The organism is Nocardia crassostreae, assembly GCF_001613405.1.
GTDB classification, from domain to species: Bacteria; Actinomycetota; Actinomycetes; order Mycobacteriales; family Mycobacteriaceae; genus Nocardia; species Nocardia crassostreae.
In genome coordinates, this window is sequence record NZ_BDCH01000005.1 from 23,044 (window position 1) to 49,668 (window position 26,625).

General features: G+C 68.7%; 20 protein-coding genes and 3 pseudogenes. 11 read left to right on the forward strand and 12 right to left on the reverse strand.

The window, feature by feature from the left end; translation table 11 throughout:
- Window positions 1-181 precede the first annotated feature (181 nt).
- Entirely contained in the window at window positions 182-1,075 is an 894-nt protein-coding gene (locus NC4_RS02575) for a LysR family transcriptional regulator (RefSeq protein WP_067531903.1), read from the forward strand.
- A gap of 3 nt (window positions 1,076-1,078) precedes the next feature.
- Here NC4_RS02575 and NC4_RS39890 read toward each other — a convergent pair.
- Window positions 1,079-2,654 (reverse strand): annotated as a pseudogene (locus NC4_RS39890) (MinD/ParA family ATP-binding protein).
- Window positions 2,655-2,929: 275 nt separating this feature from the next.
- Complete coding sequence (leuA, locus tag NC4_RS02590) at window positions 2,930-4,729, reverse strand: 2-isopropylmalate synthase (RefSeq protein ID WP_067531786.1); 1,800 nt, start codon at window positions 4,727-4,729, stop codon at window positions 2,930-2,932.
- A 373-nt stretch (window positions 4,730-5,102) separates the two neighbouring features.
- On the opposite strand from leuA, the gene NC4_RS02595 reads away from it, so the two are divergent.
- Together NC4_RS02595 and NC4_RS02600 are read left to right on the forward strand one after the other, a co-directional pair.
- Window positions 5,103-5,861, forward strand: coding sequence for a sulfite exporter TauE/SafE family protein (locus NC4_RS02595; protein WP_067531787.1), 759 nt, complete (start codon window positions 5,103-5,105; stop codon window positions 5,859-5,861).
- 41 nt (window positions 5,862-5,902) lie between these two features.
- A complete protein-coding gene (locus NC4_RS02600; RefSeq protein WP_067531788.1) occupies window positions 5,903-6,676 on the forward strand; it encodes an SDR family NAD(P)-dependent oxidoreductase in 774 nt (257 codons plus the stop codon).
- A 16-nt stretch (window positions 6,677-6,692) separates the two neighbouring features.
- Here the strand turns inward: NC4_RS02600 and NC4_RS02605 are convergent, their stop codons facing one another.
- The 5 genes and pseudogenes from NC4_RS02605 to NC4_RS44360 form a co-directional block, all read right to left on the reverse strand.
- A complete protein-coding gene (locus NC4_RS02605) occupies window positions 6,693-7,679 on the reverse strand; it encodes a zinc-binding metallopeptidase family protein (RefSeq protein WP_067531790.1) in 987 nt (328 codons plus the stop codon).
- A 2-nt stretch (window positions 7,680-7,681) separates the two neighbouring features.
- Entirely contained in the window at window positions 7,682-8,557 is an 876-nt protein-coding gene (locus tag NC4_RS02610) for a transglutaminase family protein (protein ID WP_067531905.1), read from the reverse strand.
- 2 nt (window positions 8,558-8,559) lie between these two features.
- Window positions 8,560-11,250: a circularly permuted type 2 ATP-grasp protein gene (locus NC4_RS02615; protein WP_067531907.1), complete on the reverse strand. Its 2,691-nt coding sequence runs from the start codon at window positions 11,248-11,250 to the stop codon at window positions 8,560-8,562.
- A gap of 158 nt (window positions 11,251-11,408) precedes the next feature.
- Window positions 11,409-13,805: pseudogene (locus tag NC4_RS44355) on the reverse strand (transglutaminase family protein); the annotation flags it as partial.
- Window positions 13,806-13,970: 165 nt separating this feature from the next.
- Window positions 13,971-15,242 (reverse strand): annotated as a pseudogene (locus NC4_RS44360) (transglutaminase family protein); the annotation flags it as partial.
- 127 nt (window positions 15,243-15,369) lie between these two features.
- On the opposite strand from NC4_RS44360, the gene NC4_RS02625 reads away from it, so the two are divergent.
- From NC4_RS02625 to NC4_RS02635, 3 genes are all read left to right on the forward strand, one after another.
- Window positions 15,370-15,588 (forward strand): hypothetical protein, encoded by a 219-nt coding sequence (locus tag NC4_RS02625; protein WP_067531794.1) that lies wholly within the window; start codon window positions 15,370-15,372, stop codon window positions 15,586-15,588.
- Window positions 15,589-15,632: 44 nt separating this feature from the next.
- Window positions 15,633-16,274, forward strand: coding sequence for a hypothetical protein (locus NC4_RS02630; protein WP_067531795.1), 642 nt, complete (start codon window positions 15,633-15,635; stop codon window positions 16,272-16,274).
- Between the two features lie 156 nt (window positions 16,275-16,430).
- Window positions 16,431-16,622, forward strand: a complete 192-nt coding sequence (locus NC4_RS02635) for a hypothetical protein (RefSeq protein WP_067531797.1) — start codon at window positions 16,431-16,433, stop codon at window positions 16,620-16,622.
- On the opposite strand, the gene recR is transcribed toward NC4_RS02635, so the two are convergent.
- Together recR and NC4_RS02645 are read right to left on the reverse strand one after the other, a co-directional pair.
- Window positions 16,619-17,227, reverse strand: coding sequence for a recombination mediator RecR (recR, locus tag NC4_RS02640; RefSeq protein ID WP_067531799.1), 609 nt, complete (start codon window positions 17,225-17,227; stop codon window positions 16,619-16,621). The genes NC4_RS02635 and recR overlap by 4 nt on opposite strands.
- A 15-nt stretch (window positions 17,228-17,242) precedes the next feature.
- Entirely contained in the window at window positions 17,243-17,581 is a 339-nt protein-coding gene (locus tag NC4_RS02645; RefSeq protein ID WP_067531801.1) for a YbaB/EbfC family nucleoid-associated protein, read from the reverse strand.
- Window positions 17,582-17,732: 151 nt separating this feature from the next.
- On the opposite strand from NC4_RS02645, the gene NC4_RS02650 reads away from it, so the two are divergent.
- Window positions 17,733-18,551: a MerR family transcriptional regulator gene (locus NC4_RS02650; protein ID WP_067531803.1), complete on the forward strand. Its 819-nt coding sequence runs from the start codon at window positions 17,733-17,735 to the stop codon at window positions 18,549-18,551.
- 12 nt (window positions 18,552-18,563) lie between these two features.
- Window positions 18,564-18,914 (forward strand): VOC family protein, encoded by a 351-nt coding sequence (locus NC4_RS02655; protein ID WP_067531805.1) that lies wholly within the window; start codon window positions 18,564-18,566, stop codon window positions 18,912-18,914.
- Here NC4_RS02655 and NC4_RS02660 read toward each other — a convergent pair.
- Window positions 18,911-19,345 (reverse strand): SRPBCC family protein, encoded by a 435-nt coding sequence (locus tag NC4_RS02660; RefSeq protein WP_067531909.1) that lies wholly within the window; start codon window positions 19,343-19,345, stop codon window positions 18,911-18,913. The two genes, NC4_RS02655 and NC4_RS02660, sit on opposite strands and share 4 nt — an antisense overlap.
- 132 nt (window positions 19,346-19,477) lie before the next feature.
- Between NC4_RS02660 and NC4_RS02665 the strand changes: the two genes are divergently transcribed.
- The 3 genes from NC4_RS02665 to NC4_RS02675 all read left to right on the forward strand — a co-directional run bounded on the left by NC4_RS02665 (window position 19,478) and on the right by NC4_RS02675 (window position 23,012).
- Window positions 19,478-20,038: a hypothetical protein gene (locus tag NC4_RS02665; protein WP_067531807.1), complete on the forward strand. Its 561-nt coding sequence runs from the start codon at window positions 19,478-19,480 to the stop codon at window positions 20,036-20,038.
- 227 nt (window positions 20,039-20,265) lie between these two features.
- Window positions 20,266-21,699 (forward strand): FAD-binding oxidoreductase, encoded by a 1,434-nt coding sequence (locus NC4_RS02670; RefSeq protein ID WP_067531809.1) that lies wholly within the window; start codon window positions 20,266-20,268, stop codon window positions 21,697-21,699.
- Window positions 21,696-23,012, forward strand: a complete 1,317-nt coding sequence (locus NC4_RS02675) for a class I SAM-dependent methyltransferase (RefSeq protein ID WP_067531810.1) — start codon at window positions 21,696-21,698, stop codon at window positions 23,010-23,012. The genes NC4_RS02670 and NC4_RS02675 overlap by 4 nt, the downstream gene beginning before the upstream one ends.
- A 21-nt stretch (window positions 23,013-23,033) precedes the next feature.
- On the opposite strand, the gene NC4_RS42095 is transcribed toward NC4_RS02675, so the two are convergent.
- Entirely contained in the window at window positions 23,034-23,444 is a 411-nt protein-coding gene (locus NC4_RS42095; RefSeq protein WP_245721452.1) for a hypothetical protein, read from the reverse strand.
- Complete coding sequence (locus NC4_RS02680) at window positions 23,356-26,517, reverse strand: protein kinase domain-containing protein (RefSeq protein WP_439957471.1); 3,162 nt, start codon at window positions 26,515-26,517, stop codon at window positions 23,356-23,358. Before NC4_RS02680 ends, NC4_RS42095 begins: the two co-directional genes overlap by 89 nt.
- Window positions 26,518-26,625 lie beyond the last annotated feature (108 nt).

Sequence of the window (26,625 nt, forward strand, 5' to 3'; positions counted from 1 at the left end):
ATCGAGCGGTCCGAGCGCCTCCGGCGACAACCCCGCCTCCACCGGCCGGGCGCCACTCAAAACCATGGGGCCTTCGAGTCATCGACCGCCGACGACGCCACGCAAGATCCCCGCGATGGCCGAGGCGGTCGGGGCGGCGGATGGGACAGGCGGCATCGGCGCACAGGCGGGCGGCCCGCTCATGTCCGTCGAGCGATTGCGGGTGTTGCGGGAATTGGCGGATCGGGGGACGGTCGCCGCTGTGGCGCAGGCGCTTTCGATGACGCCGTCGGCGGTGTCGCAGCAACTGAAGGTGCTGGCGCGGGAGGCGGGGGTGGCGCTGCTGGAGCCCGACGGGCGGCGGGTGCGGCTCACCGATGCGGGGCGGGCGCTGGTCATGCGGGCCGATGAGGTGCTGGCGGCCATGGAGCGGGCCGCGGCCGAGATGGCGTCGTATCGCGGGTCGCCGCGGGGGCAGGTGCGGGTGGCGCTGTTCCCGTCCGGGGCGGCGCTGCTGTTGCCGCACGTGCTGGCGGAATTGAAGGACAGCGGGGTGGACATGGTGGCACGGGACGAGGACGTGCCGCCCATCGAAGTGCCGCGACTGCTGGCCGATTACGACGTGGTGCTGACACATCGCGACGAACGCGGGCCGTCGCCCGGTGGGCCGCGGGTGCATTCGCGGGTACTCATGCGGGAGCCGATCGATGTGCTGGTCGCGCCGGATCATCGGCTCGCGCGCAATGGGGCCGTGGTGCCCGCCGAGCTGGCCGACGAGACCTGGCTGAGCGTGCGGGGCGGGTTCCCGGTGGACGACGTGCTGCGGTCGATCGCCACGGTGACCAGCGTGCAACCGCGGATCGCCCAGCGCCTCAACGACTTCACCGTCATCGAGGCCCTGGTCGCCTCCGGCTACGGCGTCGCCCTCATGCCCCGCTACGCCAGCCGCAATCCGGATTTGGTGCTGCTGCGCCTGGCCGGGGTGCGCGCCGCCCGGCTCTACGATCTGGCCACGCGCCCGCACGCCGAGAAACGCCCGGCCGTGGCCACGGTGCTGGCGGCCTTCCGCGCCGCCGCGCAGAAGGCCACCGCCTAGGGCTCAGCGCTGAGGCGGGTAGCCCTGCTGGGCGGCGTGGTAGCCGAAGTCGTCGGCGACCATGGCGGCCAGTTCCAAAAGGGCCCGGCGGGTGGGCTTGGAGACCAGTTCCAGATCGATCTCCGCGCCCTCGGCCAGGTGGTCGTCGAAGGGGACGACCTGCACGGCGCGGGTGCGGTCCAGGAACAGCTTGCGCAGCTGATCCAGGTCGACCGTGGAGGAACCCTTACGAGAAGCGTTGACCACCACCACGGTTCGCTCCACCAGCTTGTGGTAGCCGTGGTGGTCGAGCCAGTCCAGGGTGGCCGAGGCGCTGCGCGCGCCGTCGATGGCCGGGGAGGTGACCAGCACCAGGGAGCTGGCCATATCCAGGACGCCGGACATGGCCGAGTGCATGAGTCCGGTACCGCAGTCGGTCAGGATGATGTTGTAGAACTGCTGCAGGATGCCGATGGCCTTGCGGTAGTCGGCCTCGCTGAACGCCTCCGACACCGCCGGATCCTGTTCGGACGCACGCACTTCCAGACGGCTCGGGGCCTGGGAAGTGTGTGCGCGCACATCGGAGTAGCGGGTGATGTGGGTGTCCTCCAACAGGTTTCGCACCGTGGAGCGCGTCTGCCGGGGCACCCGGTGGGCCAGCGTGCCCAGGTCCGGATTGGCGTCGATGGCGATGACGCGGTCACCGCGCAGTGAGGAGAAGGTGGAGCCGAGACCGACCGTGGTGGTGGTCTTTCCGACGCCGCCCTTGAGCGACAGGATGGCGATCCGGTAGTCGCCGCGCACCGGCTGGTTCACCCGGTCCACCAGCTGCCGGTACACCACATCCGCCGACGATTCGCCCGGATTGATCATGCCGCCGGACGCCTTGTGCACGGCGCGGCGCCATCCGCTGCGCGGCGCCTTGCGGGCCCGCTTGAGCAGGTTCAGATCATTGACCGAATGCCCCGGCTGCGGATGCTGCTGCCCGAACGCCTGCGGCGGCTGCTGCTGAAAACCCTGCGGCGGCTGCTGATTCCAGCCCGGCTGCGGAAAGCCCGACGGCTGACCGAAGCCCGGCTGCGACTGCTCGACCGGCGGTTGCGGTTGCGGCGGCGCGGGCGGCGGTGGCGACCAGCTGTAGATGGGCGCACCCGGCTGATCGGGCCCGGGCGGGAACTGCCCCTGCGACGGCCCGCCGAACTGCCCCGGCTCGGGCTGCTCACCCTGCGGCTGATCCGGGAAGACCCGGCGAACGGCCCCTCGGCCCCATTCGGGCCACCCTGGAACGGACCGCCGTACGGCCCGCCCGGGAACGGCGAAGCGCCTTCCGGCCCTCCGGCAAACGGATTCGGCCCGCTACCCGGCCCGTACGGTCCCGGCGCGAACGGATTCGGCCCGTCACCCGGCCCGGGCGGCGGGAAACCCCCGGCCCGGCCCCATCAGGCGAGAAGACCGTCGTCTGGTCGATCGAATCCGGAACCGGCGGAAAGAACCCGGACCCCTGCTGCTCCGCCTCGTCCCGGCTGTCCTGCTCGGCGGATTCGTCCTGCTCCGGCTTCCCGGAGGCGCGTTCCGCCGCCTCGAGGTCGTCGGAATCCACCGGCGACCCCAACTCGGGCTGCGAGGTCGAATTCTGATCTTTCGTGGTCACGTGTCCCCCATCTGTTCGACCGCTCGAACAGAGAGCTCGGCGCTAATGCGCACCAACGCTAGCAGTTCCGCCTCTCCGAGACATTAGCGCCCGGCTAAGAGCCGTGACCGACCCCACACGCGTGGCTGCGGTCAGGTGCCGAACCGATTTTGGACGTACCCGACGAGTTACCCGGCCCTCACGAAATCAGTTGTCACGTTTGGAGGACCGGGTATGTCGTTAGCTCAGCGGGTGCGAGCCGCCCGGTTGACAGCAGATACCACGGCGCGCAGGGAGGCGGTGGTGATGGAGGTGGCGATGCCGACGCCCCAGGTCACCTTGTCGCCCACCTGGCATTCGACATAGGACGCGGCCTGGGCGTCGTCGCCCGCCGACATGGCGTGCTCGGAGTAGTCCAGGATGCGGATGTCGTAGCCGATGGTGGACAGGGCGTCCACGAAGGCGGCCAGCGGGCCGTTGCCTTCGCCGGAGATTTCCTGTTCGGCGCCGTCCACCTTGACCACCGCGTCGATATGGTCGACGCCGCCGTCGGTTTCGGAGGCGGTGACCTTCTGGCGGATGCGCTCCAGCGGGCGGATGGGGGTCAGGTACTCGTCGGCGAAGACGTCCCACATCTCCTTCGGGGTGACCTCGCCGCCCTCGCCGTCGGTGATCTTCTGGATCGCCTGCGAGAACTCGATCTGCAGGCGGCGCGGCAGCACCAGGCCGTGATCGGTCTTCATGATGTAGGCGACGCCGCCCTTGCCGGACTGCGAGTTCACCCGGATGACGGCCTCGTAGGTGCGGCCCACGTCCTTCGGGTTGATGGGCAGGTACGGGACCTCCCAGGTGATGTCGTCGACATCGGCGCCCGCCGCGTCGGCGGCGGCCTTCATGGCGTCCAGGCCCTTGTTGATGGCGTCCTGGTGGCTGCCGGAGAAGGCGGTGTAGACCAGATCGCCGCCGTAGGGGTGGCGCTCGGCCACGGCCAGCTGGTTGCAGTACTCGACCGTGCGGCGGATCTCGTCGATATTCGAGAAGTCGATCTGCGGATCGATACCGCGGGAGAACATGTTCATGCCCAGCGTGACCAGGCAGACATTGCCCGTGCGCTCACCATTGCCGAACAGGCAGCCCTCGATGCGGTCCGCACCGGCCTGGTAGCCCAGTTCGGCGGCGGCCACGGCGGTGCCGCGGTCATTGTGCGGATGCAGCGACAGCACGATGGAATCGCGGCGGGCCAGATTGCGGCTCATCCACTCGATGGAGTCGGCGTAGACATTGGGGGTCGCCATCTCCACGGTCGCGGGCAGGTTGATGATCAGCGGCTTGTCCGGGGTCGGCGCGATGATCTCGGAGACCGCGTCGCACACCTCGCGGGCGTAATCCAGTTCGGTGCCGGTGTAGGACTCCGGCGAGTACTCGTAGCGCCAGTTGGTGTCCGGGTAGCGCTTCTCGACCTCCAGGCACAGCGTCGCGGCATCGGTGGCGATCTTCTTCACCGCATCGCGATCAGCGCGGAACACCACGCACCGCTGCAGGATCGAGGTGGAGTTGTAGAAGTGCACGATCACGTTCGGCGCGCCGTTGCACGCCTCGAAGGTGCGCTCGATCAGTTCCGAACGGCACTGCGTCAGCACCTGAATGGTGACATCCGCCGGAATCGCGCCGTCCTCGATGATCTCGCGCACGAAGTCGAAATCGGTCTGCGAGGCGGACGGGAAGCCGACCTCGATCTCCTTGTAGCCCATTCGCACCAGCAGATCGAACATGCGGCGCTTGCGGGCCGGGCTCATGGGATCGATGAGCGCCTGGTTACCGTCGCGCAGATCCACGGCACACCAGGACGGCGCCCGATCGATGATCTTGTCCGGCCAGGTGCGGTCGGGCAGCGTGATCGGCTCGACCTCCTCGGCGAAGGGCCGGTACCGGAACACCGGCATGGAGGAGTTCTTCTGCTTGTTCCAGGCGGGCTGATCGACCGGCGCCGGCTTGGACGGCGCGGTGATGGAGCGGCCGGATACGAAGGCGTCTGCGGGTGACATGGCGATTTATCTCCGAGAGTGTGGCTGGATCCCAGGGTTGGGGTAGACCGGCACGACTAACACCCGCGACGGGAGCCAGTCCGTATCAGAACCCGTCGCGGCGGCCGAGGAGAAGAAGTGCCCGCTGCATGATGATCGGAGTTTACAGGGCGGCAATACGCCCCTGGAACCCGGGGAGGCACGTGCCACACCACTGTGCCGCGCCGTATGGGCTGCTCGGCGCGTCCCCGGAAGGCTTCGCCGCGACGGCGGCCCGCATCGGAAGAATTCCACCGCACCCGCCCGGCAATCGAATTCGTCCTACCACTAGCGTCCCGCAGGGGAACCACGCTTGTACGGGCCCGGCCCGACGGGACGTCGAAGGATTGCTGCAATGACCTTGATCGAACAGCTGGCCGTGCTCGGCGCGGGCGTCGCGGCCGGCTGCATCAACACCATCGTGGGGTCGGGGACCCTGATCACCTTCCCGGTGCTGCTGGCGCTCGGCTATCCGCCGGTGACCGCGAACGTGTCGAATACGGTCGGCCTGGTGCCGGGCGGGCTGAGCGGCGTGTACGGCTATCGGCGGGAACTGGCCGGGCAGTGCGCCCGGCTCATCCGGCTCGGCACCGCGTCCCTGCTGGGCGGCGCGCTCGGCGCGGTGCTGCTGCTGACCCTGCCCGCGGGCGCGTTCAAGGCCATCGTGCCGGTGCTGATCATCATGGCGCTGGTGCTGGTGGTGGTGCAGCCGCGCGTCTCGGCATGGGTCAAGCGGCGCCAGGACGGCGCCATGCCCGAGCACGGCGGCCCGCTGCTGTTCGCCGCGGTCTTCGCCACCGGCATCTACGGCGGCTATTTCGGTGCGGCCCAAGGCGTTCTGCTGATCGGCCTGCTCGGCATCTTCGTGCACGACGAACTACAGCGCCTGAACGGCGTGAAGAACTTCCTCGCGCTGCTGGTGAACGCGCTGTCCGCGGGGATCTTCATCATCATCGCCGATATCGCCTGGCAGGCCGCGGCGTTGATCGCCGTCGGCTCCATCCTGGGCGGTCAGATCGGCGCCCGGGTGGGCCGGAAGATGCCGCCGACCATCCTGCACGGCGTCATCGTGGTGGTCGGCCTGATCGCCGTCGCCCGGTTGCTGTTCGCGTAAACGCCCGCCCGGCCGCACGATCCGGCCCGCAGAATCGGACCATGACGCACGCATATGTGGTGACCGGCGGTGGACGCGGCGTGGGTCGGACCATCGCGGAGCGGCTGCTCGACGACGGGCAGGCTGTGGTGATCATCGAATTCGAGGCGCGGATCCTGGACTGGACGCACGGTCATCGCGCCGGATCCCGGTTGCGCACGGTCGTCGGGGATGCCGCCGACGAGACGGTGACCGCCCGGGCCGCTGATCTCGCGCAGGAGGCCGGTCGGTTCGCTGGCTGGGTGAACAATGCCGCCGTATTCCGTGACGCGGCACTGGATTCCGCGCCGCCGCGGGAGGTGCTGAATCTGATCGCCCGGAATTTCGAACCGGTGGTGGTCGGCTGCGCGACCGCGGTGCGCCGGTGGCTGGAGCTCGGCCTTCCGGGCGCCATCGTGAATGTGTCCTCGCATCAAGCGCAGCGGGCGGTGCGCGGCGCACTGCCGTACGCGACGGCCAAGGCCGCCACCGAGGGCTTCACACGGGCGCTGGCCGCGGACTACGGCGCGCACGGAATCCGCGCGAATGCGGTTGCGCTCGGCTCTATTTCAACCGAACGGTACGAGGAATTCCTGGCGGCGCGGCCGCCCGCGGGCGCGGCCGCGGTCGCGGCGGATATGGCCCGGCTGCACCCGATCGAGCGGGTCGGGCAACCCGGCGAAGTCGCGTCGGCCGTCGCCTATCTGCTGTCCGATCAGGCGAGCTTCATTACCGGCGCGGTCCTGCCCGTGGACGGCGGCCGCGCCGCCACCGGCCAGGATCCGGAAGCGCGCTGAACCGTGCCGATCCGCCTCAATGCTGATCCGCCGCGGCGCAGCGGTCGTGGATGAAGCGCATCTTGTCGAGTACCGGATCGGCGAGGACGAAGGGGTAGAGATCGTGATGCCCCATGGAGCGATTCACCATGTTCAGCGCCCAGGCCAGGGGCAGCCAGAGGTCGACGATGCGGCCGAAGGCGGCCGGGCCGGACTGCGGGCGATCGAGAGTCGCACCGGCGGGTGCGAAGCCGAATGCGGCGGCGGTGTCGAGAGTGTCGCGTATGTGCAGGTAGTGGGCGAAGGTTTCGGCCCAGTCCTCGGCCGGATGCATGGTGGCGTAGGAGGAGACGTACGCCGATTCCCACTGCGGCGGAGCGCCTTCGGCGTAGTGCCGCTCCAGGGCTTGCCGGTAGTCGGCGAACGGATCGCCGAACAGGTCGCGGAAGTGCTTCAGATCGGCGTCGGCGGACACCAGGACCGGGAAGTAGTAGTGGCCGATCTCGTGGCGGAAGTGACCGAGCAGGGTGCGGTAGGGCTCGTCCATCTCGACGCGGAGCTGTTCGCGGTGCAGATCGTCGCCCTCGGCGAGATCGAGGGTGATGACGCCGTTCTCGTGGCCGGTGGTGACCTTCCGATCCGCGCTGGACAGCAGATCGAAGGCCAGGCCGTGCCCGGGATCGAGTTCGCGGCCGATCAGGGGCAGGCCGAGTTCGGCGAGTTCCAGTACCAGACGGCGCTTGGCCGACTCGGCCTCGGCGAAGGCGGGCAGCCCCGCGACGTCGGAGTCGGCCGGGCGGGTGCGGGTGAGTCGGCAGGACTGGCACAGCATCGGTCCGCCATTGCTGGGCACCAGCCAATTGCATTCCGCCACATGCTGGTTGGCGCAGAGCCGGGACCCATGATCGACGACCACGATGGCGCGCTCGGCGAGGCTGAAACCGAGCGGGCTGCCGCAGGCCAGGCACAGCGAATTCTCGAAGGCCAGTTGTTGACCGCATTGGGGACAGCTGAAATCACGCACGGCTACCCCTCGACGGGTGCGACGTCGACCGACACGGTAATGGTGCTCTTCTTGGCGTCGGTGTAGATGATGCCGCGCAGCGGCGGCACATCCGCGTAGTCCCGGCCCCAGGCGAGGGTGACATAGCGGTCTCCGGCGAATTGATCGTTGGTGGGATCGAATCCGAGCCACTGCCCGTCACCGGATCCGCCCGGCAGCCAGACCGCCGCCCAGGCATGGGTGGCGTCCGCGCCGACCACCCGTTCCTTCCCGGGCGGCGGATTGGTGGCGAGATATCCCGACACATAGCGACCGGCCAGGCCCACCGACCGCAGACAGGCGATGGCGAGCCTGGCGAAATCCTGGCAGACCCCTTCGCGGGCCTCGAAGACATCGGCGACGCTGGTGCTCACGGTGGTGGAACCGGATTCATAGGTGAAGTCGGCGTGGATGCGGGCCGTCAGCTCGGTCACCGCGTCGAGCAGGGCACGGCCGGGTTCGAAGGATTCGGCGGCGTAGGCGGCGATATCCGGCGTGATCTCGGGCGGCGTCAGATCGAGGGTGAATTCGACCGCGAGCGGACCGTTCGCGGCGGTCGGGCGGGCCTTCTCCCAGGGCAGGGTGGCGGGGACCGGGTCCGGCGGCTCGACGTCCACCACCGACTCCCCCGTCACCTCCAAACGGAGATGTTCGGCGGTGACATGGAAATACAGCGTGGTGTTGCCGTACACATCCAGCCCCACCGACCGGTCCGACGGCACCGGATCGACGCGAATCTCGTGCTCCCGCAACCGCTGTCCCGGCGACTGCCGCGGGGTCAGAAAGGCGCGTCCGTAGGAGCTGGTGACCTCGTCGGAATACACGTAGACGGTGCGATGCAGGATTCGATAACGCCGCATCGTCACCCCACCACCCGGGCCGAGCCCCACAGCGGCTGGGTCTCGCGCGGCACCGAAAGCCTGGTCGCCTCGAAGGATTCGGAGACCTTGCGCAACCGCAGATGCACGCCGTCGAGCAGGTCGACGAGTTCGGTGCGGCGGCCCCGCGCATCGGTCACCTCCAGATCGGCCGGATCGACCCGGCGCAGCATGCGCTGGGCATCGGTGAGCAGGCGTTGCGGGCGGGAGGATCCGGTGGCGGCGGGCAGGGCCAGGAAGTCCGCTTCCAGGCGTTCCAGCTGATAGGCCAGGGAGCGCGGATTGCTCGCATCGAACAGCAGCAGGCTCGCGAGCGCCACGATCCGCATCGAATCCCTTTGGCGGCGGCGGTAACTCACCGAGCAGACCGTCGCCTGCAAGACGGCGTCGGTCACCACCCGGGCCATATCGGGGGGATGGTCGTCGCTGAGCGTGGCTCCCAGCAGCGCGGACAGCGCCAGGCCGCGTTCGAGGCGGCGGCCGATGTCCTGGACGTGCCAGCCGGTATCGCGCACCGTGGATTCGGCGTCGATGCCCGTGAGCGAGAGCAGCGCCGCCAGCGCCCGGGAGTGCACCGCGGACAGCGCCGCGCCCCGATCTCCGTGTGCCGCCCGGTATTCCGAGAGCGCCCGGTCCGTGGAACTGAGCACCATCCAGGTGTCGGGCGAGAGTTGATCGCGCACCGCCCGCGCCGCCTTCCCGTATCGATCCACCGCGAATGCCAGGGATCCCCGCAATTCCCGGTCGACGGTCAGCGAAACCAGATAGTCGTGGTCGCGCCGGGACGCGCCGGGTATGGCGATCGGCATGGTCGGTTCGTCGGAGTATTCGCGCCGACACGCGGCCCGCACCTCCTCGGGCACCCGATGCTGCCGCGTCGACCCCGCGCGCTGCCGCTGCTCGCCGGGACGCTGCTGTTGTCCGAGCCGTTCGCTGGGCGGTTCCTGTTGTGCGGCCGACTGTTTGGGCGCGGGTGGCACGGTGCCGGTCATCTGGCCCAGCGCCGTCATCAGGATGGGCATGGCCTCCGCGCCCTCCATCCACGGCCGGTAGCGGTAGTCCTGATGGCGGTCGTGGATGGCGGCGAGCAGGCGCACCGTGGCCTCGGCGCGCTCACCGTAACGGCCCAGCCAGAACAGGTCGTTGAGCACGCGCGGCGAGCTGACCTGCGCCAGCGCCGGGACCAACGGCACCCGGCGTTCGCGTTCCTCGGGCACCTCGACGGCCGGGACCGGGGCCGGGGCGCCGCGCACCCAGACATCCTTGGCGGCGGCCTCGCCGATCATGCCGTTGGGTCCGCCGCGCTGATGCAATTGACCGAGCCCGCCCGCCATGACGCGATAGCCGACGCGTCCGGCCAGCGAGAACAGGCGCAGGGCGACCGGCGCCGCGGCCAGGCCGCCCGATCCGGCGACGGCGGGGGCGACGGAGAAGCGGGCGGGTTCCTGCCCCACCCATTTCCAGCCCTCGGCATCGATGCGGGCCCGCCATTCGGTGAGTTGCGCCCGGGTGAGGATGGGGCCGAACACGGTGGTGTTGTCGATGGTCGAGCGCAGGATGAGCCGGTGCAGGTTGGCGGTGAGATGGGTGCGCTCGGTGTCGTCGCCGCCCCAATACGCCTCCACCCCGGGTAATTTCAGGTCTTCGTCGAGCAGCAGGCGTGACAGTCGCGGCAGGAACGCGGCCAGCGCGGGGCTTTCGAGCAGCCCGCTGCCGAGCGTATTGACCACGGTGACCGCACCGCGGCGCAGCACCTCCACCAAACCCACCACGCCCAGCTGGGAATCCGGGCGCAGATCGAGCGGATCGGAGAATTCCGCGTCCACGCGCCGCAGCACCACGTCGACCTGTTTGAGCGTGCCCAGCGAGCGCATCCACAGCCGCCCGTCGCGCACCACCAGATCGGCGCTCTCCACCAGCGGGAATCCCAGGATCGACGCCAAATAGGCTTGATCGAAGGCGGTTTCGGAATGCACGCCAGGGCTCAGCACGACCACCACCGGTTCCTCGGCGGCGGCGCGGGGTGCGGCCTCCACCAGCATGAGCCGCATGGCGCGCACGAACGGCGTGAGCGGCAGCGGACTCGCCAGTTCGAAGGCCTCGGGTATCGCGGCCGACACCACCCGCCGGTCCGCCACCGCGTAGCCGATGCCCGAGGGCGCCTGCGCCCAATCAGCGAGCACCCGGAAACCGCCGTCGCCCCAGCGGCTGATATCGCAGGCGTGCAGGAACAGCTGCTGCCGTCCGGGCAGCGAAATACCGTGCGCGGCACGCACATAACCGCTGTGCGCGAACACCACCGCGGGCGGCACCAGACCGGCGGTGAGGGTGCGCCGGGGTCCGTAGAGATCGCCGAGCAGGGCGTCGAGCAGCCGGGAGCGTTGCACCACACCGGCTTCCAGAACCGACCAGTCCTCGGCGGAGACCAGCAGCGGGATCGGATCCAGCCGCCACGGCGACGGGGCGGCGGTCCGCTCCGGATCCGTCCGCAGTTCGGTGTAGGTGATGCCGTCGTCCTCGATGAGCCGCCGCACCCGGCCGTCGATGCGGTGCAGGCCGTCGCGGCCCTGTTCCAGGAAATCGGCGGAGAGTTCGGTCCACATGCGCCGCAGGCGGCCCTCGCCGTCGACGAGTTCGTCGTAGTAACCGCCGGTGGGCAGGCCGCAGGCGTCCATGCCGCCGGTTTCGGCCGCGGCGGCCCGATAGGTGGCGAAATCCTCGGCCACGCCGGGCCGGGCGGACGGATCGGGCCACCGGGCGGGTTCTCCGGGCGCGGGGTCCCCCGGTGGCGTCGCATCGAGCAGTGTCACCGCTACCACTTCCCCGGGTATGCCTACCGGTCGCCGGCCACGCCCCACACGGTTCGTGCCCGGCGGAGGTCGAGGATTCCGGGTGCGCCGATATCGGTGGCCTGTATGGCCATTTTGGCACGCAGGGCAGCGGTGTCGACCGGTCCCGGCGTATGTCCGAAAGGTTCGAAACGCCGGTTGCGCCGGGATTGCGCCTCGACCGCGTTCACCGGCGGCCCCGCGTAGAAGCGGCCGCCGGGATGCGAGACGTGATAGGTGCAGCCGCCCCGCGACAGACCTGACTCCAGGTCGACGACATCGAAAACCAAGGGGGCGTCCACCGTCAGCGACGGATGCAACGAGTTCGGCGGCTGCCAGGCCCGATAGCGCACACCCGCCACCTGCACATCCGCCTTACCGGTGGACAGCAGCGGAATCGGGAAACCATTGCAGGTCAGCGCGTACCGGCCGCGATCGGCGCCCACCACGCGCACCTGCAGGCGCTCCACCGAGGAATCCACATAGCGCGCGGTCCCCGACGCCGTGGTCTGCTCGCCGAGGGTGTTCCAGGGCTCGATGGCCCCGCGTAATTCGACTTCCATATCCCCTAGTACCACCGTGCCCACCCGGGGAAAACGGAACTCGGAGAACGGATCGAGCCAGCTGATATCGAATTCGATACCGTGCGCGCGCAGATCGGTTGCGACCTCGGCGATATCGGCCAGCAGGAAGTGCGGCAGCAGATACCGGCCGTGCAGATTCGCGCCGTGCCGGATGAGCGGCGCGGTGTAGCGACGCTCCCAGAACCGCAGCACCAGCGCCCGCACCAGCAGCGACTGCACCATGGCCATGCGGTGGTGCGGCGGCATCTCGAACCCGCGCAATTCCACCAGCCCCAGTCGGCCGCGCGCGGAATCCGGACTGAAGAGCTTGTCGATGCAGAACTCGGCGCGGTGCGTGTTTCCGGTGATATCGGTGAGCAGATGCCGCAGCGCCCGATCCACCACCCAGGGCGCGGCCCCGCCCGCGCCGCCGAGCCGGACGATCTCCGCGAAGGCGATCTCCAACTCGTAGAGGGCGTCGTCGCGGCCCTCGTCCACCCGCGGCGCCTGCGAGGTCGGGCCGATGAACCGCCCGGAGAACAGATACGACAGCGCCGGATGCCGCTGCCAATAGGTCAGCATGGACACCAGCAGATCCGGCCGCCGCAGCAGCGGCGACCGCGCGGGCGTGCGCCCGCCCAGCGTGATGTGATTGCCGCCGCCGGTCCCGCTGTGCGTCCCGTCCACATCGAAGGATTCGGTACCGAGCCGCGCCAGCCGCGCCTGCTCGTACAGGTTCTCCAGCAGCCCCGCCTGATCCGCGAAGGATCCGGTCGGCTGCACATTCACCTCGATCACCCCGGGATCCGGCGTGATCGACAAACTCCGCAACCGCGAATCCACCGGCGGCGCATACCCTTCCAGCACCACCGGCTGCTCCACCGCCACCACCGCGGCCTCCACCCGCCGCATCAGATCGAAGAAGGTGTCCAGATCCTCCACCGGCGGCAGGAACAGGAACAGCCTCCCGTCGCGCACCTCGGCCACCAGCGCGGTGGTCGGCGCGCGATCGGCGGACTCCACCACCGCGGCGGGCTCATCGGGCCGCAGCGGCAGCCGCGGCGCGAACGGATCCGCCTCCGGGCGCGCGGGCGGCGACTGCCAGGAGATGGCGCCGAGCGGCAATCGCAGCCCCGCGGGGGAATCCCCTTCGGCCAACATGATTCGCCCACGCCGCAATTGCCAATCCGCGCTCGCCCACCCGGATTCATCCGAGCGCCGGTGCAGCGGCAGCACATACGCGGCCGGTTCGGTCACCGCGGTATCCAGCCGCGCGAGCGCCTGTTTCCGCGCCCGCGCCGAATCCCGCTCCGGCGCGATGTCATCGCCCGCGTCCACCGGCTCCCCCTGCGGAGCACTGGCTTTCGCCGCCATCCGCAACAGCGGATCCTCATACGCGGCCCGCACCTGCGTCCCCGGCAACCCCAACCCGGCCGCGATATACGCAATCACATCTCGCGCGGCATCGCCCCCGGCCCGCCACGGCAATACCGATCCGCCCGCTCGTTCGACACCACCGCGCCACGGCGCCTCGCCACCGTGCCCTCTCGGCTCGGATGCGCGCACGTCGATTCGTCCGCCATTCGCCCTCGCCGCACGCGGGTCTCCCACCTGCGAATCATCCGACCACCGCGCACCGACCCCCCCTTCGCCCGCAATCCGCGCCGCGGCCGCACCCAGCGCGGCGTCATAACCCGACGCGGTGTTGTCGCCTGAGGCGACAGCAGCACCCGACGCGGTCGACGGCTCAAGCGGGGGGTCGCCGACCGCGCGTCCGGCCTCGTGGCGCACAGCGGCGTCGATGTCATCGGCCGGGCCCGTGCGCGACACGCTCTCCGAACCCGCTGTGTCCGGCCTGATGTCGCTCCCGCCCGCCGCGTCACCCGGCGGTTCGCCCATCGCATCGCGGTCCGGAGCGGCCTGCCGGTGCGGCTCATCGCCATTCGGTGCGCGAACTCCAGAGCGGGTACGGCCGGACTCCGCGAGCGTCGCGGGCGGCGGGAGCCAGGGGTCGATGAGCAGGTGCGGGTGGCGCCAGAGGGGGGTGCCGTCGGCGCGCCAGAGGAGGGCGATATCCCAGCGCGGGAGGGCTTCTCCGGGGTACCACTTGCCCTGGCGGTATTGGGCCAGGCCGTGGGGGGCGTAGATGCGGCGCAGGCGCTGGGCGAGGTAGGCGGCGCGTTCGCGCTTGTGCGGGCCGTCGGCGTCGGTGGTCCATTCCGGGGAGGTCTGGTCGTCGATGGAGACGAAGGTGGGTTCACCGCCGATGGTGAGGCCGATATCGGCGGCCTCGGTGCGGGCGTCGACGTCCGCGCCGACGGCGGCGATGCGATCCCATTGAATATCGCTGTAGGGCTTGGTGACTCGCGGGTCCTCGTGGATGCGGCGGACGGTATTGGAGAAGTCCAGGGTCGCCTTCACCGGATCGGTGGCGCCGGTGATGGGGGCCGAGGACATGGGGTGCGGGGTGGCGGCGAGGGGAATGTGGCCCTCCCCGGCGAACAGGCCGGAGGTGGGGTCCAGGCCCATCCAGCCCGCGCCGGGAATGTAGACCTCGGTCCAGGCGTGCAGGTCGGTGAAATCGGCGGGCGGGCCGGAGGGTCCGTCCAGGGAGAACACATCCTGGGCCAGCTGGATGAGGTAGCCGGAGACGAAACGGGCCGCCAGGCCGTACTCGCGCAGGATGGAGACCAGCAGCCAGGCCGAATCCCGGCAGGAGCCCAGGGCGGCGCGCAGCGTGTGGCCGGGCGTCTGCACACCGGGCTCCATGCGAATGGTGTAGCCGACATCGCGGTGCAGCGCCTTATTGATCGAGACCAGGAAGTCGAAGACGTGCGCGCCCGATCGCGGCGGATGCGCGCGCACCCAGTCGCGCACGGATTTCCCGAGGCCGGAACCGGATTCGCCCTCGTCCACCGGCCGCAGATACGGCTCCAGATCGGCGGTCAGCTGCGGGGGATAGTCGAACGGGAAATGCTCGGCGTACTCCTCGACGAAGAAGTCGAACGGATTGATCACGTCCATATCCGCGATCAGTCCCACCAGGACCGACATCTGGGTCGCCGGTTCGTTGAAGATTAGGCGCGCAAGGAAATTCCCGAAGGCGTCCTGCTGCCAGTTCACCCAGTGCGCGGCGGGCGTCACCCGCATGGAATACGCCTCGATACCCGTCCGGGTGTGCGGCGCCGGTCGCAGGCGCACCACATGGGGGTGTATCCGCACCGGGTGATCGAAGGTGTAGGTCGTGCGATGTTCCAGGGACACTTTGACGCCCATTCCTAAGTTCACCACGCCAGACCCCGGACACGCGGGCGGATTCCAGACAGTTCGGGCGACACGCGGTGACCTCCCACAGATGTCGCACCCGGGTGATAAGACTCCTAGTGACGATTGGAGGAGCTTCATGAGCACCTGCTCGCTCTGTGAATCGGCCCTCGATCACTGCCACGGGACGTTGATCGCCCACGCCGACGGCGCCACCGAATGCACCGACTGGCACTGTGACAGTCTCGATCGCGTGCGGCACGTCTATCTGGCCGACTGCTCCGAAGTGGCGGGCGGCTGCGAATGCCTGGAAGCCGAGATCATGCTGGACACCGGTCCGCAGAGCCTGGCCGGATAGGGCCTGGCCGGGGCGGGCGGTCCGGCTGCCACTAGCCTGACCGGGTGAGCTACGACCATGTTCTGCTGCCCTCCGGCGCCGCCGCCACCCCGGCGGCGGTCGATACGTATCTGGCGATGCAGGACGGGAAACCGGCCACACCGGCGGTGGCGGAGCTGGCCGCGGAACTCGACAAGCGCAATGGCGAACTGCCCGAGGAGGACAACTTCCTCACCGATCCGGTCGCCGAGAGCGCGGTCGGTGCGGCCCTGTTCGTGTCCAGCCCGATCGACGCCGTGGGATTCGTGCGGAACCTGCTCTTCGAGCTGGCGACGCCGCTCGGATACGCGGTGTACGACCCGCAGCTGACCTGGCTCATCGATCCGGCCGGGCACGTCCCCATAGCGGTGTCCCACGGCGGAGCGGGTGAATTCCCTTATCTCACACAAGAACTGGCGCGCCGCTGGATTCCGGAGCTGGGCGCGCCCGGACCGTATCTGATCGCGGATCGCGGCGACGAGGTCTACATCCAGACCTATCGGCACGACGACGGGCATTACGACCTGGAATACCGGGACGGCTCGGCGGACCGGCATTTCACCATTGCCGTGCGGGATGCGGAATTGGTCGCGGATCTCATCTGGGAATGGACCAGCGGGGATCGGTCGCGCTTCGACACGCTCGACTGGGAGCGGCTCACCTTCTGAATGCGCGCGGCGGAGAAATAACAGCCGCATTTCGATTCGGGCTCGAGCACCCTCGGGATAAAGCCTGCGCGGGCGCAGGAACGCTAGCCTTTCGCTTATTCCGCACGGCGCAACACGGCTTGTTCTCGTAACTCATCGCGAACGAGGAGAGAACCGATGAAGCTCCGCCCGAAGCTCAGTACCCCGAAGTTGCGTAAGAGCCTGGCCATTCTCGCCGGGGCGGCGGCCACATTCGCCGTGGCCGTCGCCCTGCACGCCACCGGTGCGGGGGCCGATATCCCCCGCAACAGCCAGCACATCCCCTGCCCGCAACCGGCGGCCATGCCCGCGCCGCCGTACTGGACCTAGAGCGCCCGGCGGCCGGAAAGGGCCCGGCCCAGCGTCAGCTCGTCGGCGAATTCGAGATCGCCGCCCATGGGCAGGCCGGAGGCCAGTCGCGTGACCGACAGGCCCGGGAAATCGCGCAGCATGCGCACCAGGTAGGTCGCCGTGGCCTCGCCCTCGGTATTCGGGTCGGTGGCGATGATGACCTCGGTGACGTCCACCCCGTCGTCCTGATTGCCGATGCGGGTCAGCAGTTCGCGTATGCGGAGCTGATCCGGGCCGATGCCCGACAGCGGGTCGAGCGCACCGCCGAGCACGTGATAGCGGCCGCGGAATTCCAGGGTGCGCTCGATGGCCTGCACATCCTTGGGCTCCTCGACCACGCAGATCATGGTGCGGTCGCGGCGCGGATCGGCGCAGATGCGGCAGAGTTCACCATCGGAGACGGTGCCACAGACCGCGCAGAAGCGCACGCCGTCGCGCACCTTCTGTAGCGCCGCCTGCAGGCGGTCGATCTCCGGCGGCTCGACGCCCAGCAGATGAAAGGCAATGCGCTGCGCGCTCTTCGGGCCGACACCCGGCAGTTTGCCCAGCTCGTCGATGAGATCCTGAACGGGACCTTCGTACACCTCGCGCCGGTCCGATCAGAAGCCGGGCAGCATGCCGCCGCCACCGCCGAGCCCGCCGGCCAGCGGGCCCAGCCGTTCCGCGGCCAGGTTCTGCGCATTGTTCATGGCGTCGTTGAGCGCGCCGATGACCAGATCCTGCAGGGTGTCGACATCCTCCGGATCGACGATCTTGGGATCGATGGTCAGCGCCAGCACCTCGCCGGTGGCGCGAATCTTGGCGCGCACCAGGCCGCCGCCCGCCTCGCCCTCCACCTCGGACTCCGCGATCTCCTGCTGCGCGGCCATGACGGCCTGCTGCATCTGCTGGGCCTGGGCCATCAACTGCTGGATATCGAACTCTCCACCGGGCTGCACGGGGTGTCCTCTCTGCGGGGAACTTTTCGTCCCCCAGCCTAGTCGCGGACCCGGCGTACTCGACCCGCCCCCGGCGATAGGGGTTTGGGGGCCAGGCCCCCAAACCCCCTTAGCTTGACTCTCCCCCGGGAGGAGAGTGTTCGCTGTGAGCATGACAGCAACGGTTCCGATCGGTGAGTTCTCCCGGCTCAGCCACCTCAGTGTGAAGGCGCTGCGCTACTACCACGAGATCGACCTGCTGGAACCCGCCGATATCGATCCCAGCTCCGGCTATCGGTTCTATTCGACCGATCAGGTGGAGCAGGCGCATCTCATTCGCCGGTTGCGCGATCTGAACATGCCCGTGCCCGAGATTCGGGAGGTCCTGGCCGCACCGGATCGGGAATCGCGCGATGCCGCGCTGCGGGCGCACCTCGAACGCATGGAGGCCGAACTCATACGCACCCGTGATGTGGTGGCCTCGCTGCGCACGCTGCTGCTGCCGCCGAGCCGGATCGCCGTCGAGGTCGAATACCGTTCCATTCCAAGCCATCCCACGCTGGCTGTGGCCGAGACGGTGGCGCGGGACCGTATCGACGACTGGTGCGACAGCTCGTTCGGCGCGCTGTACGGGACGCTGGAGAGCGCGGGCATCCAGCCGGACGGGCCCGGCGGAGCCACCTATTCGCTGGAGTTCTTCGAGGAGGACAAGGGCGAGGTGGTGGCCCTCGTCCCCATCGCACCGGCCGACCGGGACCGCGCCGCGGCGCACGGGACCGTGCTGGAACTGCCCGCCCGCCGATTCGCCATTGCCGTGCACCACGGACCGTTCACCGATTTCGACCTCACCTACGGGGCCCTCGGCTCCCATGTGGCCGAACACGACGCCGCGCTCGCCGAACCCATTCGCGAACGCTATCTGGCCGGACCCGGCGAGGTCGAGCCGGCCGAGTACATCACCGAAATCTGCTGGCCCATTGGTCGGCTCTGAAAGGACAGCACCATGACAGTGCAGATCGCCAACATCACCTTCGACTGCGAGAACGCCGCCGAACTGGCCGGATTCTGGGCCCAATTGCTCGAATTGCCGGTGGACTCGGAGGCCACTGCCGACTTCACCACCGTCGGCCGGAGCGCGGGCGCGTCACCGCTGCTCATGTTCATCCGCGTTCCGGACAAGACGCCCGGCAAGAACGTCGTCCACCTGGACCTGACCGCCGACGATCTGCCCGCCCGGATCGACCGCGCGATCGCCCTCGGCGCCAAGCACATCGCCGATTTCGACGAGTACGGCGGCCAATGGACCACCATGGCCGACCCGGAGGGCAACCTCTTCGATATCGCCGCGAGTTAGGCGAGTTCCTTCTTCAGGTTCTCGAGCACCTCGGCCTGGATCTTCTTCAAGCCGAGCGGGGCGAAGATGCCCTCGAAGATGCCGCCGATGCCGCCCGCGCCCTTCCAGCTGGTGCGCACGGTGACCAGCGAGCCCGCGCCGGACGGTGTCACGGTCCAGGTGGTGACCATGGAGGAGTTCGAATCCCGTTCCGTCACCATGGAATCCGAGACCGAGACGGCGGCGCGCACATTGCGCACCCGCTTCTCGGTGGCCTGCAGGGTCCACTCGGCCACGGTGCCGGCGCCCTTGCCGCCCTCGACCACCTTGTAATCGCGGTAGTGCGGCGAGAGGATGCGCGGGCGCACCGACTCGTAGTCCGCGATCGCGTCGAGGGCCCGCTTCGGATCGGCCGTCACGACGATCGAACTGGAGGCGCTGACCTGTCCCACCATGTGCTCCTTATTGATTCCCCGGCTCTGGTGCCGCCCGGTTATGCTACGCCGCAACCCAGCGCGACTGGATTTCGTCTGTAGTACCCGGGGTACAGGTACCCGGTTTCATCGAGGGGAATCGTTCCAACCATGCACACCGTGCGCCGCGTCAAGAACGTGGTGTCGTATCTCGCTGCCGTCGTCATCGGATGCGCGCTCCTCGTCGGCGGTGTCGTCACGCTCGGCGACTCCGGGAGCGGAAAGGTCATGTGCGGCAACCGGGAGATGCATCCCGGTGACACCTGCACCACCACCCGCAAGGGGAAGACCACCGAACGCAGCTATGACGAACAGAAGGAGAGCAACGGCTGGACGCCCTGGATCCTGTTCGGCATCGGCGGACTGCTCGCCGTGGGCGGCGCGGTCATGCTGATCGGCGAGTTCAAGCGTTCCCCGGGCGGCGGGGGCGGCGGGAGCAATGGCCCGGGACCCGGCATGCCGCCGCAGTTCCCGCCGAACCAGCCCTATCCGCAGCCGGGCCCGCAGTACGGGTACGCCCCGAATTACGTTGCACCGCAAGGCTATGCCGCTCCGCAGGGTTATCCCGCACCGCCGCAGTACGGCCCGCCGCCCGGTTACGGCGCTCCGCCGCAGGGTTATCCCCAGCCGGGTTGTGCCCCGCCGGGTTATCCGCCGCAGCAGCGTTACTGATCCCGATCCGATAGCCGAATGGCCGCGCGCCCATCACATAGGGCGCGCGGTCATTCGTTTTCAAATCGTTAGCCGAAGTAAGAATGATCACCACGGGACCGGGAATAGCCTCGGATATGGCAGGTAGTTCCGCACGCGCACATGCAAACTGTGCGTGAAAAACCGCCCCGCCGGTGTTCTCCTACTGGCCGCACCCGGCGGTGCACGATAGCGTTCCGAGGGTGGCAGTGAGTCTGTTGGGGAAGGTCGGCCGCGCACCGGCCGCACAGGAATCAGGTTTTGCCGCGCACCGCGCCGGGGTCGATCGACTGCTGGCGTCCTATCGTGCGATACCGCCCGACGCCAATGTCCGGCTGGCCAAGAAGACATCCAATCTGTTCCGCGCGCGGGCCAAGAATACCGCCCCCGGCCTGGACGTTTCCGGTCTGGACCGGGTCATCGCGGTGGACCCGCAGGCGCGCACCGCCGAAGTGGCGGGCATGACCACCTACGAGGATCTGGTCGCCACCACCCTGCGATACGGGCTGGCGCCGCTGGTGGTGCCGCAGCTGAAGACCATCACCCTGGGCGGAGCGGTCACCGGACTCGGCATCGAATCGTCCTCGTTCCGCAATGGCCTCCCGCACGAATCGGTGCTGGAGATGGACGTGCTGACCGGATCCGACGAGATCGTCACCGCCACCCCGGACGGAGCGAACGCCGAGCTGTTCCGGGGTTTCCCGAACTCCTACGGGACCCTCGGGTACTCCACCCGCCTGAAGATCGAGCTGGAAACGGTGAAACCGTTTGTGGCGCTGCGGCACTTGCGGTTTCATGAACTGCGGGAGCTGGAGGCGGCCATGGCGCAGATCATCGCGGACCGCTCGTACGCCGGTGAGCAGGTCGACTATCTCGACGGCGTGGTGTTCACCGCCGACGAGAGCTATCTGGTGCTCGGCCGCCAGACCGATGAACCGGGCCCGGTCAGCGATTACACCGGGATGGACATCTTCTACCGGTCGATCCAGCACGACGGCAAGGAACCGAAACGCGATCGGCTGACCATCGGCGACTACCTGTGGCGCTGGGACACCGACTGGTTCTGGTGCTCGCGGGCCTTCGGCGCGCAGAATCCGCGCATCCGCCGGTTCTGGCCCAAGCAGTACCGGCGCAGCAGCTTCTACTGGAAGCTCATCGCGCTCGATCACAAGTTCCATATCGGCGACAGGCTGGAGGCCCGCCAGGGCAATCTGCCGCGGGAGCGGGTGGTGCAGGACATCGAGGTGCCCATCGAGCGCACCGCCGACTTCCTGGACTGGTTCCTGCGGGACATACCGATCGAGCCGATCTGGTTGTGCCCATTGCGATTGCGCGATACCGGCGACGGTGAGCGGCCGTGGCCGCTGTGCCCGCTGGAACCGAATCGCACCTATGTGAACGTCGGCTTCTGGTCGGCGGTGCCGACCGTGGCCGGTCAGATCGAGGGCGCGGCCAATCGCGCCATCGAACGCGAGGTGTCCGCCCTCGACGGGCACAAATCGCTGTACTCGGATTCCTACTACGACAAAGACGAGTTCGCCGACCTGTATTACGGCGGCGACACGTATTCCAAACTCAAGCAGCACTACGACCCGGATCATCGTTTACTGGATCTGTATTCGAAGGCGGTGCAACGCAAGTGACCACGTTCAAGGACCGTTCCGACGTTTTCGCCGAGCTCGGGAGCAAGCTCAGCATTGCCGAGATCTTCGAGACCCTCATCGACGGGCCGATGCCGATTCGCTTCACGGCGTACGACGGCAGTACCACCGGCCCGGCCGACTCGAAATTCGGCCTGGAGATCAAGAACCCGCGCGGGGTCAACTACATCGCCACCGCGCCGGGCGATCTGGGCGTGGCCCGCGCCTATATCGCGGGCGATATGGAGGCCACGGGCGTCCATCCCGGTGACCCGTACGACCTGCTGAGGGCCCTGGGCAACTTGAAGTTCCACCGCCCCACCGCCCTGCAGCTGGTCGTCATCGCGCGCTCGCTGGGCTGGGAACTGCTCAAGCCCATCGCGCCGCCGCCGCAGGAGACGCTGCCGCGCTGGCGGCGCATCGCGCTGGAAGGCTTGCGGCACTCCAAGACTCGCGATGCCGAGGCCATCCACCACCACTACGACGTCTCCAATACCTTCTACGAGTACGTGCTGGGCCCGTCCATGACCTACACCTGCGCGGTGTACGGGGACGAGGACTGGACCCTCGAGCAGGCGCAGGAGAACAAGTACCGGCTGGTCTTCGAGAAGCTGAATCTGAAGGCCGGTGACCGGCTGCTCGATATCGGCTGCGGCTGGGGCGGCATGGTGCGCTACGCCGCCAAGCGGGGCGTCAAGGTCATCGGCGCGACCCTGTCGGCCGAACAGGCCGAATGGGCGCAGGCCAAGATTGCCGAGGAGGGCCTGTCCGACCTGGCCGAGGTGCGCCACTCCGATTACCGCGATGTCACCGAGAGCGGTTTCGACGCCGTCTCCTCCATCGGCCTCACCGAGCACATCGGCGTGCACAACTATCCGGCCTACTTCGAGTTCATGAAGTCCAAGCTGCGTGAGGGCGGCCTGTTCCTCAATCACTCGATCACCCGCCCCGACAACACCCGCACCACCAAGGCGGGCGATTTCATCGACCGCTACGTCTTCCCCGACGGCGAACTGGCGGGCTCGGGCCGCATCATCTCCGAGATCCAGAACGTGGGCCTGGAGGTCCTGCACGAAGAGGACCTGCGCCGCCACTACGCGCTGACCCTCGCCGAATGGTGCGACAACCTGGTCCGGAACTGGGACGCCGCCGTCGCCGAGGTCGGCGAGGGCACCGCCAAGGTCTGGGGCCTCTATATGGCGGGCTGCCAGCTCGGCTTCGAAACCAATGTCGTCCAGCTACACCAGGTGCTGGGCGTCAAACTGGGCGCGGACAAGGCCTGGACGGTCCCGCTGCGCCCGTGGTGGAACGCCTGACCGGAACCCTCGGCGCCTTCCTCACAGGGAATCCAGGAAGGCGCGGGGCAGTTCCACCCCGTCGGTATTGCCCAGGGGCATCTCGGTGCGCAGCGTGCGCAGCACATTCTGCACACCGGGCCCCGCGTCCTGGATGGGACGCGGCCAGCCGAGGTCGGCACAGCGGAGGACGACCGGGGTGAGGACCGCTATGGCCTCACCCATCCAACCGGCGGCCGAGAGGGATTCGGCGAGGAGCAGGGCGGAGTCGAGTTCGGCTCGGGGACGGCGCTTTTCGCGGATGCGGCCGTGCAGGGCGCGGGCGCGTTTGACGAGGGTGTCGTCGGTGCCGAGCGGGGCCAGATCATCGGCGTAGGCGCGGTCGACCCCGGCGTAGTGCCGGGCGAGCAGGGCGCGGATGGTGGCGATCTCCTCGGCCTCCGCGGCCAGCACGGCCGCGCCGGGTGAGATGGCGGACCGGGCGGATAGGCGGATCGGTGACCAGCCCGGCGGTGAGCTGATCGGCGGGCAGGCCCAGGCGCAGCCGTTCGGCGCGAATATGCGCCGCCAGGCGGGTGAGCTTGCGGTCCATGGCGATTCGGGCGCCCTCGTCGAGCCGGGCGGCGGCGGTGTCCAGATCGCCACGGCGATAGGCGACCTCGCCCAGCAGCGCGCCCGCCACCCGGACCGGGTGTGAGCGCGGACCGGAGCGGTCCCGCGCGGTCTGCCAGGCTTGTTCGAAAAACTGTGTGGCCGTGGTGATATCGAGCTGCTCATAGGCGGCATCACCCTGGCCGCAGAGACCGAAGACCACGCCGAGCGGATCGGCGGAGCGCGCGTGATACGGGGCGGCCCACTCCTGCATGGTGTTCGCACCCTCGAAATCGAACTCACACAGGCGCACGAAGGACACGAGATTCGCCGCGGTGGACACCGTCCAGGCGGGCAGATCCTCGGCCAGGGCCAGGCAGTCGGTGAGGCGGTCCATGACGCCGTCGGTGCGATCGCGCGCCACCTGATCGGCGGCCGCCAGGACCGCCGCCTGACATCGCTGGTTGATCGCCTCCGCATCGGTGGGCGCGCTACGGGCCAGCATATTGGACAGCCGCCCCAGCGCGGTACGGGCCGCGCCCGACTGCTGCAGCGTCACATTGGCCCGCGCCAGCGCCATGAGCAGCTTGGACCGCGAAGCCACCTGCTGCACCGGCAGTTTCGACACCGTGGCGAACAAGGTCGCAAGCCGGGACCGGTCGATCAGATCCATGCCGCCGCTCTCGACCAGATCCAGCGCGAACTTGAAATCGGTGGCGGCCAGCGCGTGATCCACCGACTGCCGCAGCATCTGATGTTCGGCGAACCAGCGAGATGCCTTGCGGTGCAGGGCCTTCACCTGCCCCGGCTGAGCGCGCTCCAGCCGGGCGCGCAGCTGCTCGGCCACCATGGGCTGCATCCGGTACACGCCGGAATCCTCGGAGATCCGATGTATGAACAACTCTCTCTGCTCGGCCTGCTCCAGCAGTTCGGCGGCATCGGTGGCGCCGGTGAGCGCCTCGGCCAGCGAAGCGCTCACCCGCTCCGGCACCGCGATGGCGGTCAGAAAGTCGAGCATGCGCGGATCCAGCGAATCCAGCACGTTCTCGGCCAGATAGTCGCGAATGGCCTTGTTGTCCCCGGACAGCCGGGCAATGAGCTGATCCGGATCCTGATCGCCCGCGCGCAGCGACAGACTCGCGAACTGGATGGCCGCGGGCCAGCCGTCGGTGGCGGCGTGAATCTGCTCGACCTGCCGATCGGTGAGCTCGATACCGGTGCGATCGACCAGGATCTGCCGCGTCTCGTCTCCGGTGAGACGCAGCTGCCCGGACCCGATCTCGACCAGTTCGTCGGCCACCTGCATGCGGTTCAGCGGCAGCCCGGCGCGCTCCCGGCTGGTGACCACGAAACGCAAATGGTGACAGCCACTGTCGAGCAGCGCCTCCAGCACCCGGTGCGCTCCCGCATCGGTGACCTGGTGCCAGTCGTCCACGATCACCACAATGGGCGCGCCACCGGCGTGCACCTCGTCGATGAGCGCGGTCACCGCATACGACACGGCGTCGGCGGGCCGCTCCTCGAGCACCTGCTCCAGTCCGGCCCCGAGCTCCGGGCGCGCCCTGCGAATGGCGGCGATGATGTGCGCGAGCAGCCACACCTCGTTGTCGTCATCGCGATCCACGCCGATCCAGGCCACCGGAATACCGCGGTCGGTGAGCTCGGCGCACCACTGCGCGGCCAGCGTGCTCTTACCGAATCCCGCCGGACCATGGATGACCGCCAGCCGCCGCCGTCCCCCCGCGCGCAGCGGTTCCAGCAGCCGCGGGCGCAGCACCGGTTCCCGGGCCGGGCGCGGCGGCCGGAATTTGGTGACGGCCGTGGGCGGCAGGGTCGTTCCGGTACCGCCCGGCGCCGGGAACACACCGCTGGACGCGGGCTCCGGCGGCCGCAGGCTCAGCGAGCGATTGCGCGGCGCGGTCACCACCGTGCCGGTGCGCTGGCGCGAATACTGCTGGGTGGCATCGGAATCCCCATCGGGCCCGCCGTTCGTCGAACCGTCCAGCAGCGCCATCTCATCGGGCACCTGGCCGTGCTCGGATTGGATGCCGCGCAGCATATCCCCGAATTCCACCGCCGAGCCCGGCCGGTTCACCGGATCCGGGGACATGGCGGCCTCGATGGCCGCGGCCACATCGGCCGGTATCTCCAGCGCCCGCAGATCCGGCAGCGGCTGGCTCGTGATGCGCAGGAACTGGGCGACGATCTTCTCCCCCGCCTGCCGTTCGTAGGCGGCGTGACCGGTCAGCAAGGCGAACAGGGTGGATCCGAGACCGTATACATCGGAGCGGACAGTCGGCTCCTCCCCCTTCAGCACCTCCGGGGCGGTGAATGCCGGGGATCCGGTGATCATGCTCGTCGAGGTGCGGAAACCCCCTGGGATGCGGGCGATTCCGAAGTCGGTGAGCTGGGGTTCGCCATAGCGGCTCAGCAGCACGTTCGCCGGTTTCACATCCCGGTGCAGCACCTGGGCGCGATGCGCGGTCTCGATGGCCCCCGCCAGCTTCACCCCGACGCGCAGGGAATCCGACCACGTCAAGGGCCCGTTCTCGCGGACCAGCCGCTCCAGCGACCCGTGCGTGGCGTACTGCATGACAATGAACGGCCGCCCGGTCGGCGTCACGTCCACCTGCAGGATGTCCACGATATTCGGATGCCCGGACAGCCGCCCCATGGCCTGTTCCTCGCGCAGGAACCGCTCCCGGCTCTCCTCGTCGATCTCCGAGGACAGCACCTTCACCGCCACCACGCGGTCCAGCGCCCTTTGCGCACAACGGAATACGATCCCGAACCCACCCCGGCCGATCTCCTCGGCCTCACCCAGCCCCATGGCCTCGAGCTCGTCGGTGATGCTCATGGTCACGAACCCCTGGGTGGCGGACTCGGCTCGCGTCGAGTCGCCCCCGGAGCCCCCCGGGTGCGCCTGTGGATTCATCTGGCCACCTCGAACCTGGAAGTGCACGTACCGAGCTTACGGGTGGAGTCGGCATCACCCGCACTCATCCAAACGTAGCGCGGCACGCACATGTCTGGTCGGAATTCG

What these genes read in the sequence shown, in the direction of transcription:
- leuA (WP_067531786.1), bottom strand. Translation starts at nt 4,729, where the DNA reads ATGTCACCCGCAGACGCCTTCGTATCCGGCCGCTCCATCACCGCGCCG.
- NC4_RS02595 (WP_067531787.1), top strand. Translation starts at nt 5,103, where the DNA reads ATGACCTTGATCGAACAGCTGGCCGTGCTCGGCGCGGGCGTCGCGGCC.
- NC4_RS02655 (WP_067531805.1), top strand. Translation starts at nt 18,564, where the DNA reads ATGACAGTGCAGATCGCCAACATCACCTTCGACTGCGAGAACGCCGCC.
- NC4_RS02635 (WP_067531797.1), top strand. Translation starts at nt 16,431, where the DNA reads ATGAAGCTCCGCCCGAAGCTCAGTACCCCGAAGTTGCGTAAGAGCCTG.
- NC4_RS02680 (WP_439957471.1), bottom strand. Translation starts at nt 26,517, where the DNA reads ATGAATCCACAGGCGCACCCGGGGGGCTCCGGGGGCGACTCGACGCGA.
- NC4_RS02615 (WP_067531907.1), bottom strand. Translation starts at nt 11,250, where the DNA reads ATGGACGCCTGCGGCCTGCCCACCGGCGGTTACTACGACGAACTCGTC.
- NC4_RS02575 (WP_067531903.1), top strand. Translation starts at nt 182, where the DNA reads ATGTCCGTCGAGCGATTGCGGGTGTTGCGGGAATTGGCGGATCGGGGG.
- NC4_RS02665 (WP_067531807.1), top strand. Translation starts at nt 19,478, where the DNA reads ATGCACACCGTGCGCCGCGTCAAGAACGTGGTGTCGTATCTCGCTGCC.
- NC4_RS02600 (WP_067531788.1), top strand. Translation starts at nt 5,903, where the DNA reads ATGACGCACGCATATGTGGTGACCGGCGGTGGACGCGGCGTGGGTCGG.
- NC4_RS02610 (WP_067531905.1), bottom strand. Translation starts at nt 8,557, where the DNA reads ATGCGGCGTTATCGAATCCTGCATCGCACCGTCTACGTGTATTCCGAC.
- NC4_RS02625 (WP_067531794.1), top strand. Translation starts at nt 15,370, where the DNA reads ATGAGCACCTGCTCGCTCTGTGAATCGGCCCTCGATCACTGCCACGGG.
- NC4_RS02650 (WP_067531803.1), top strand. Translation starts at nt 17,733, where the DNA reads ATGACAGCAACGGTTCCGATCGGTGAGTTCTCCCGGCTCAGCCACCTC.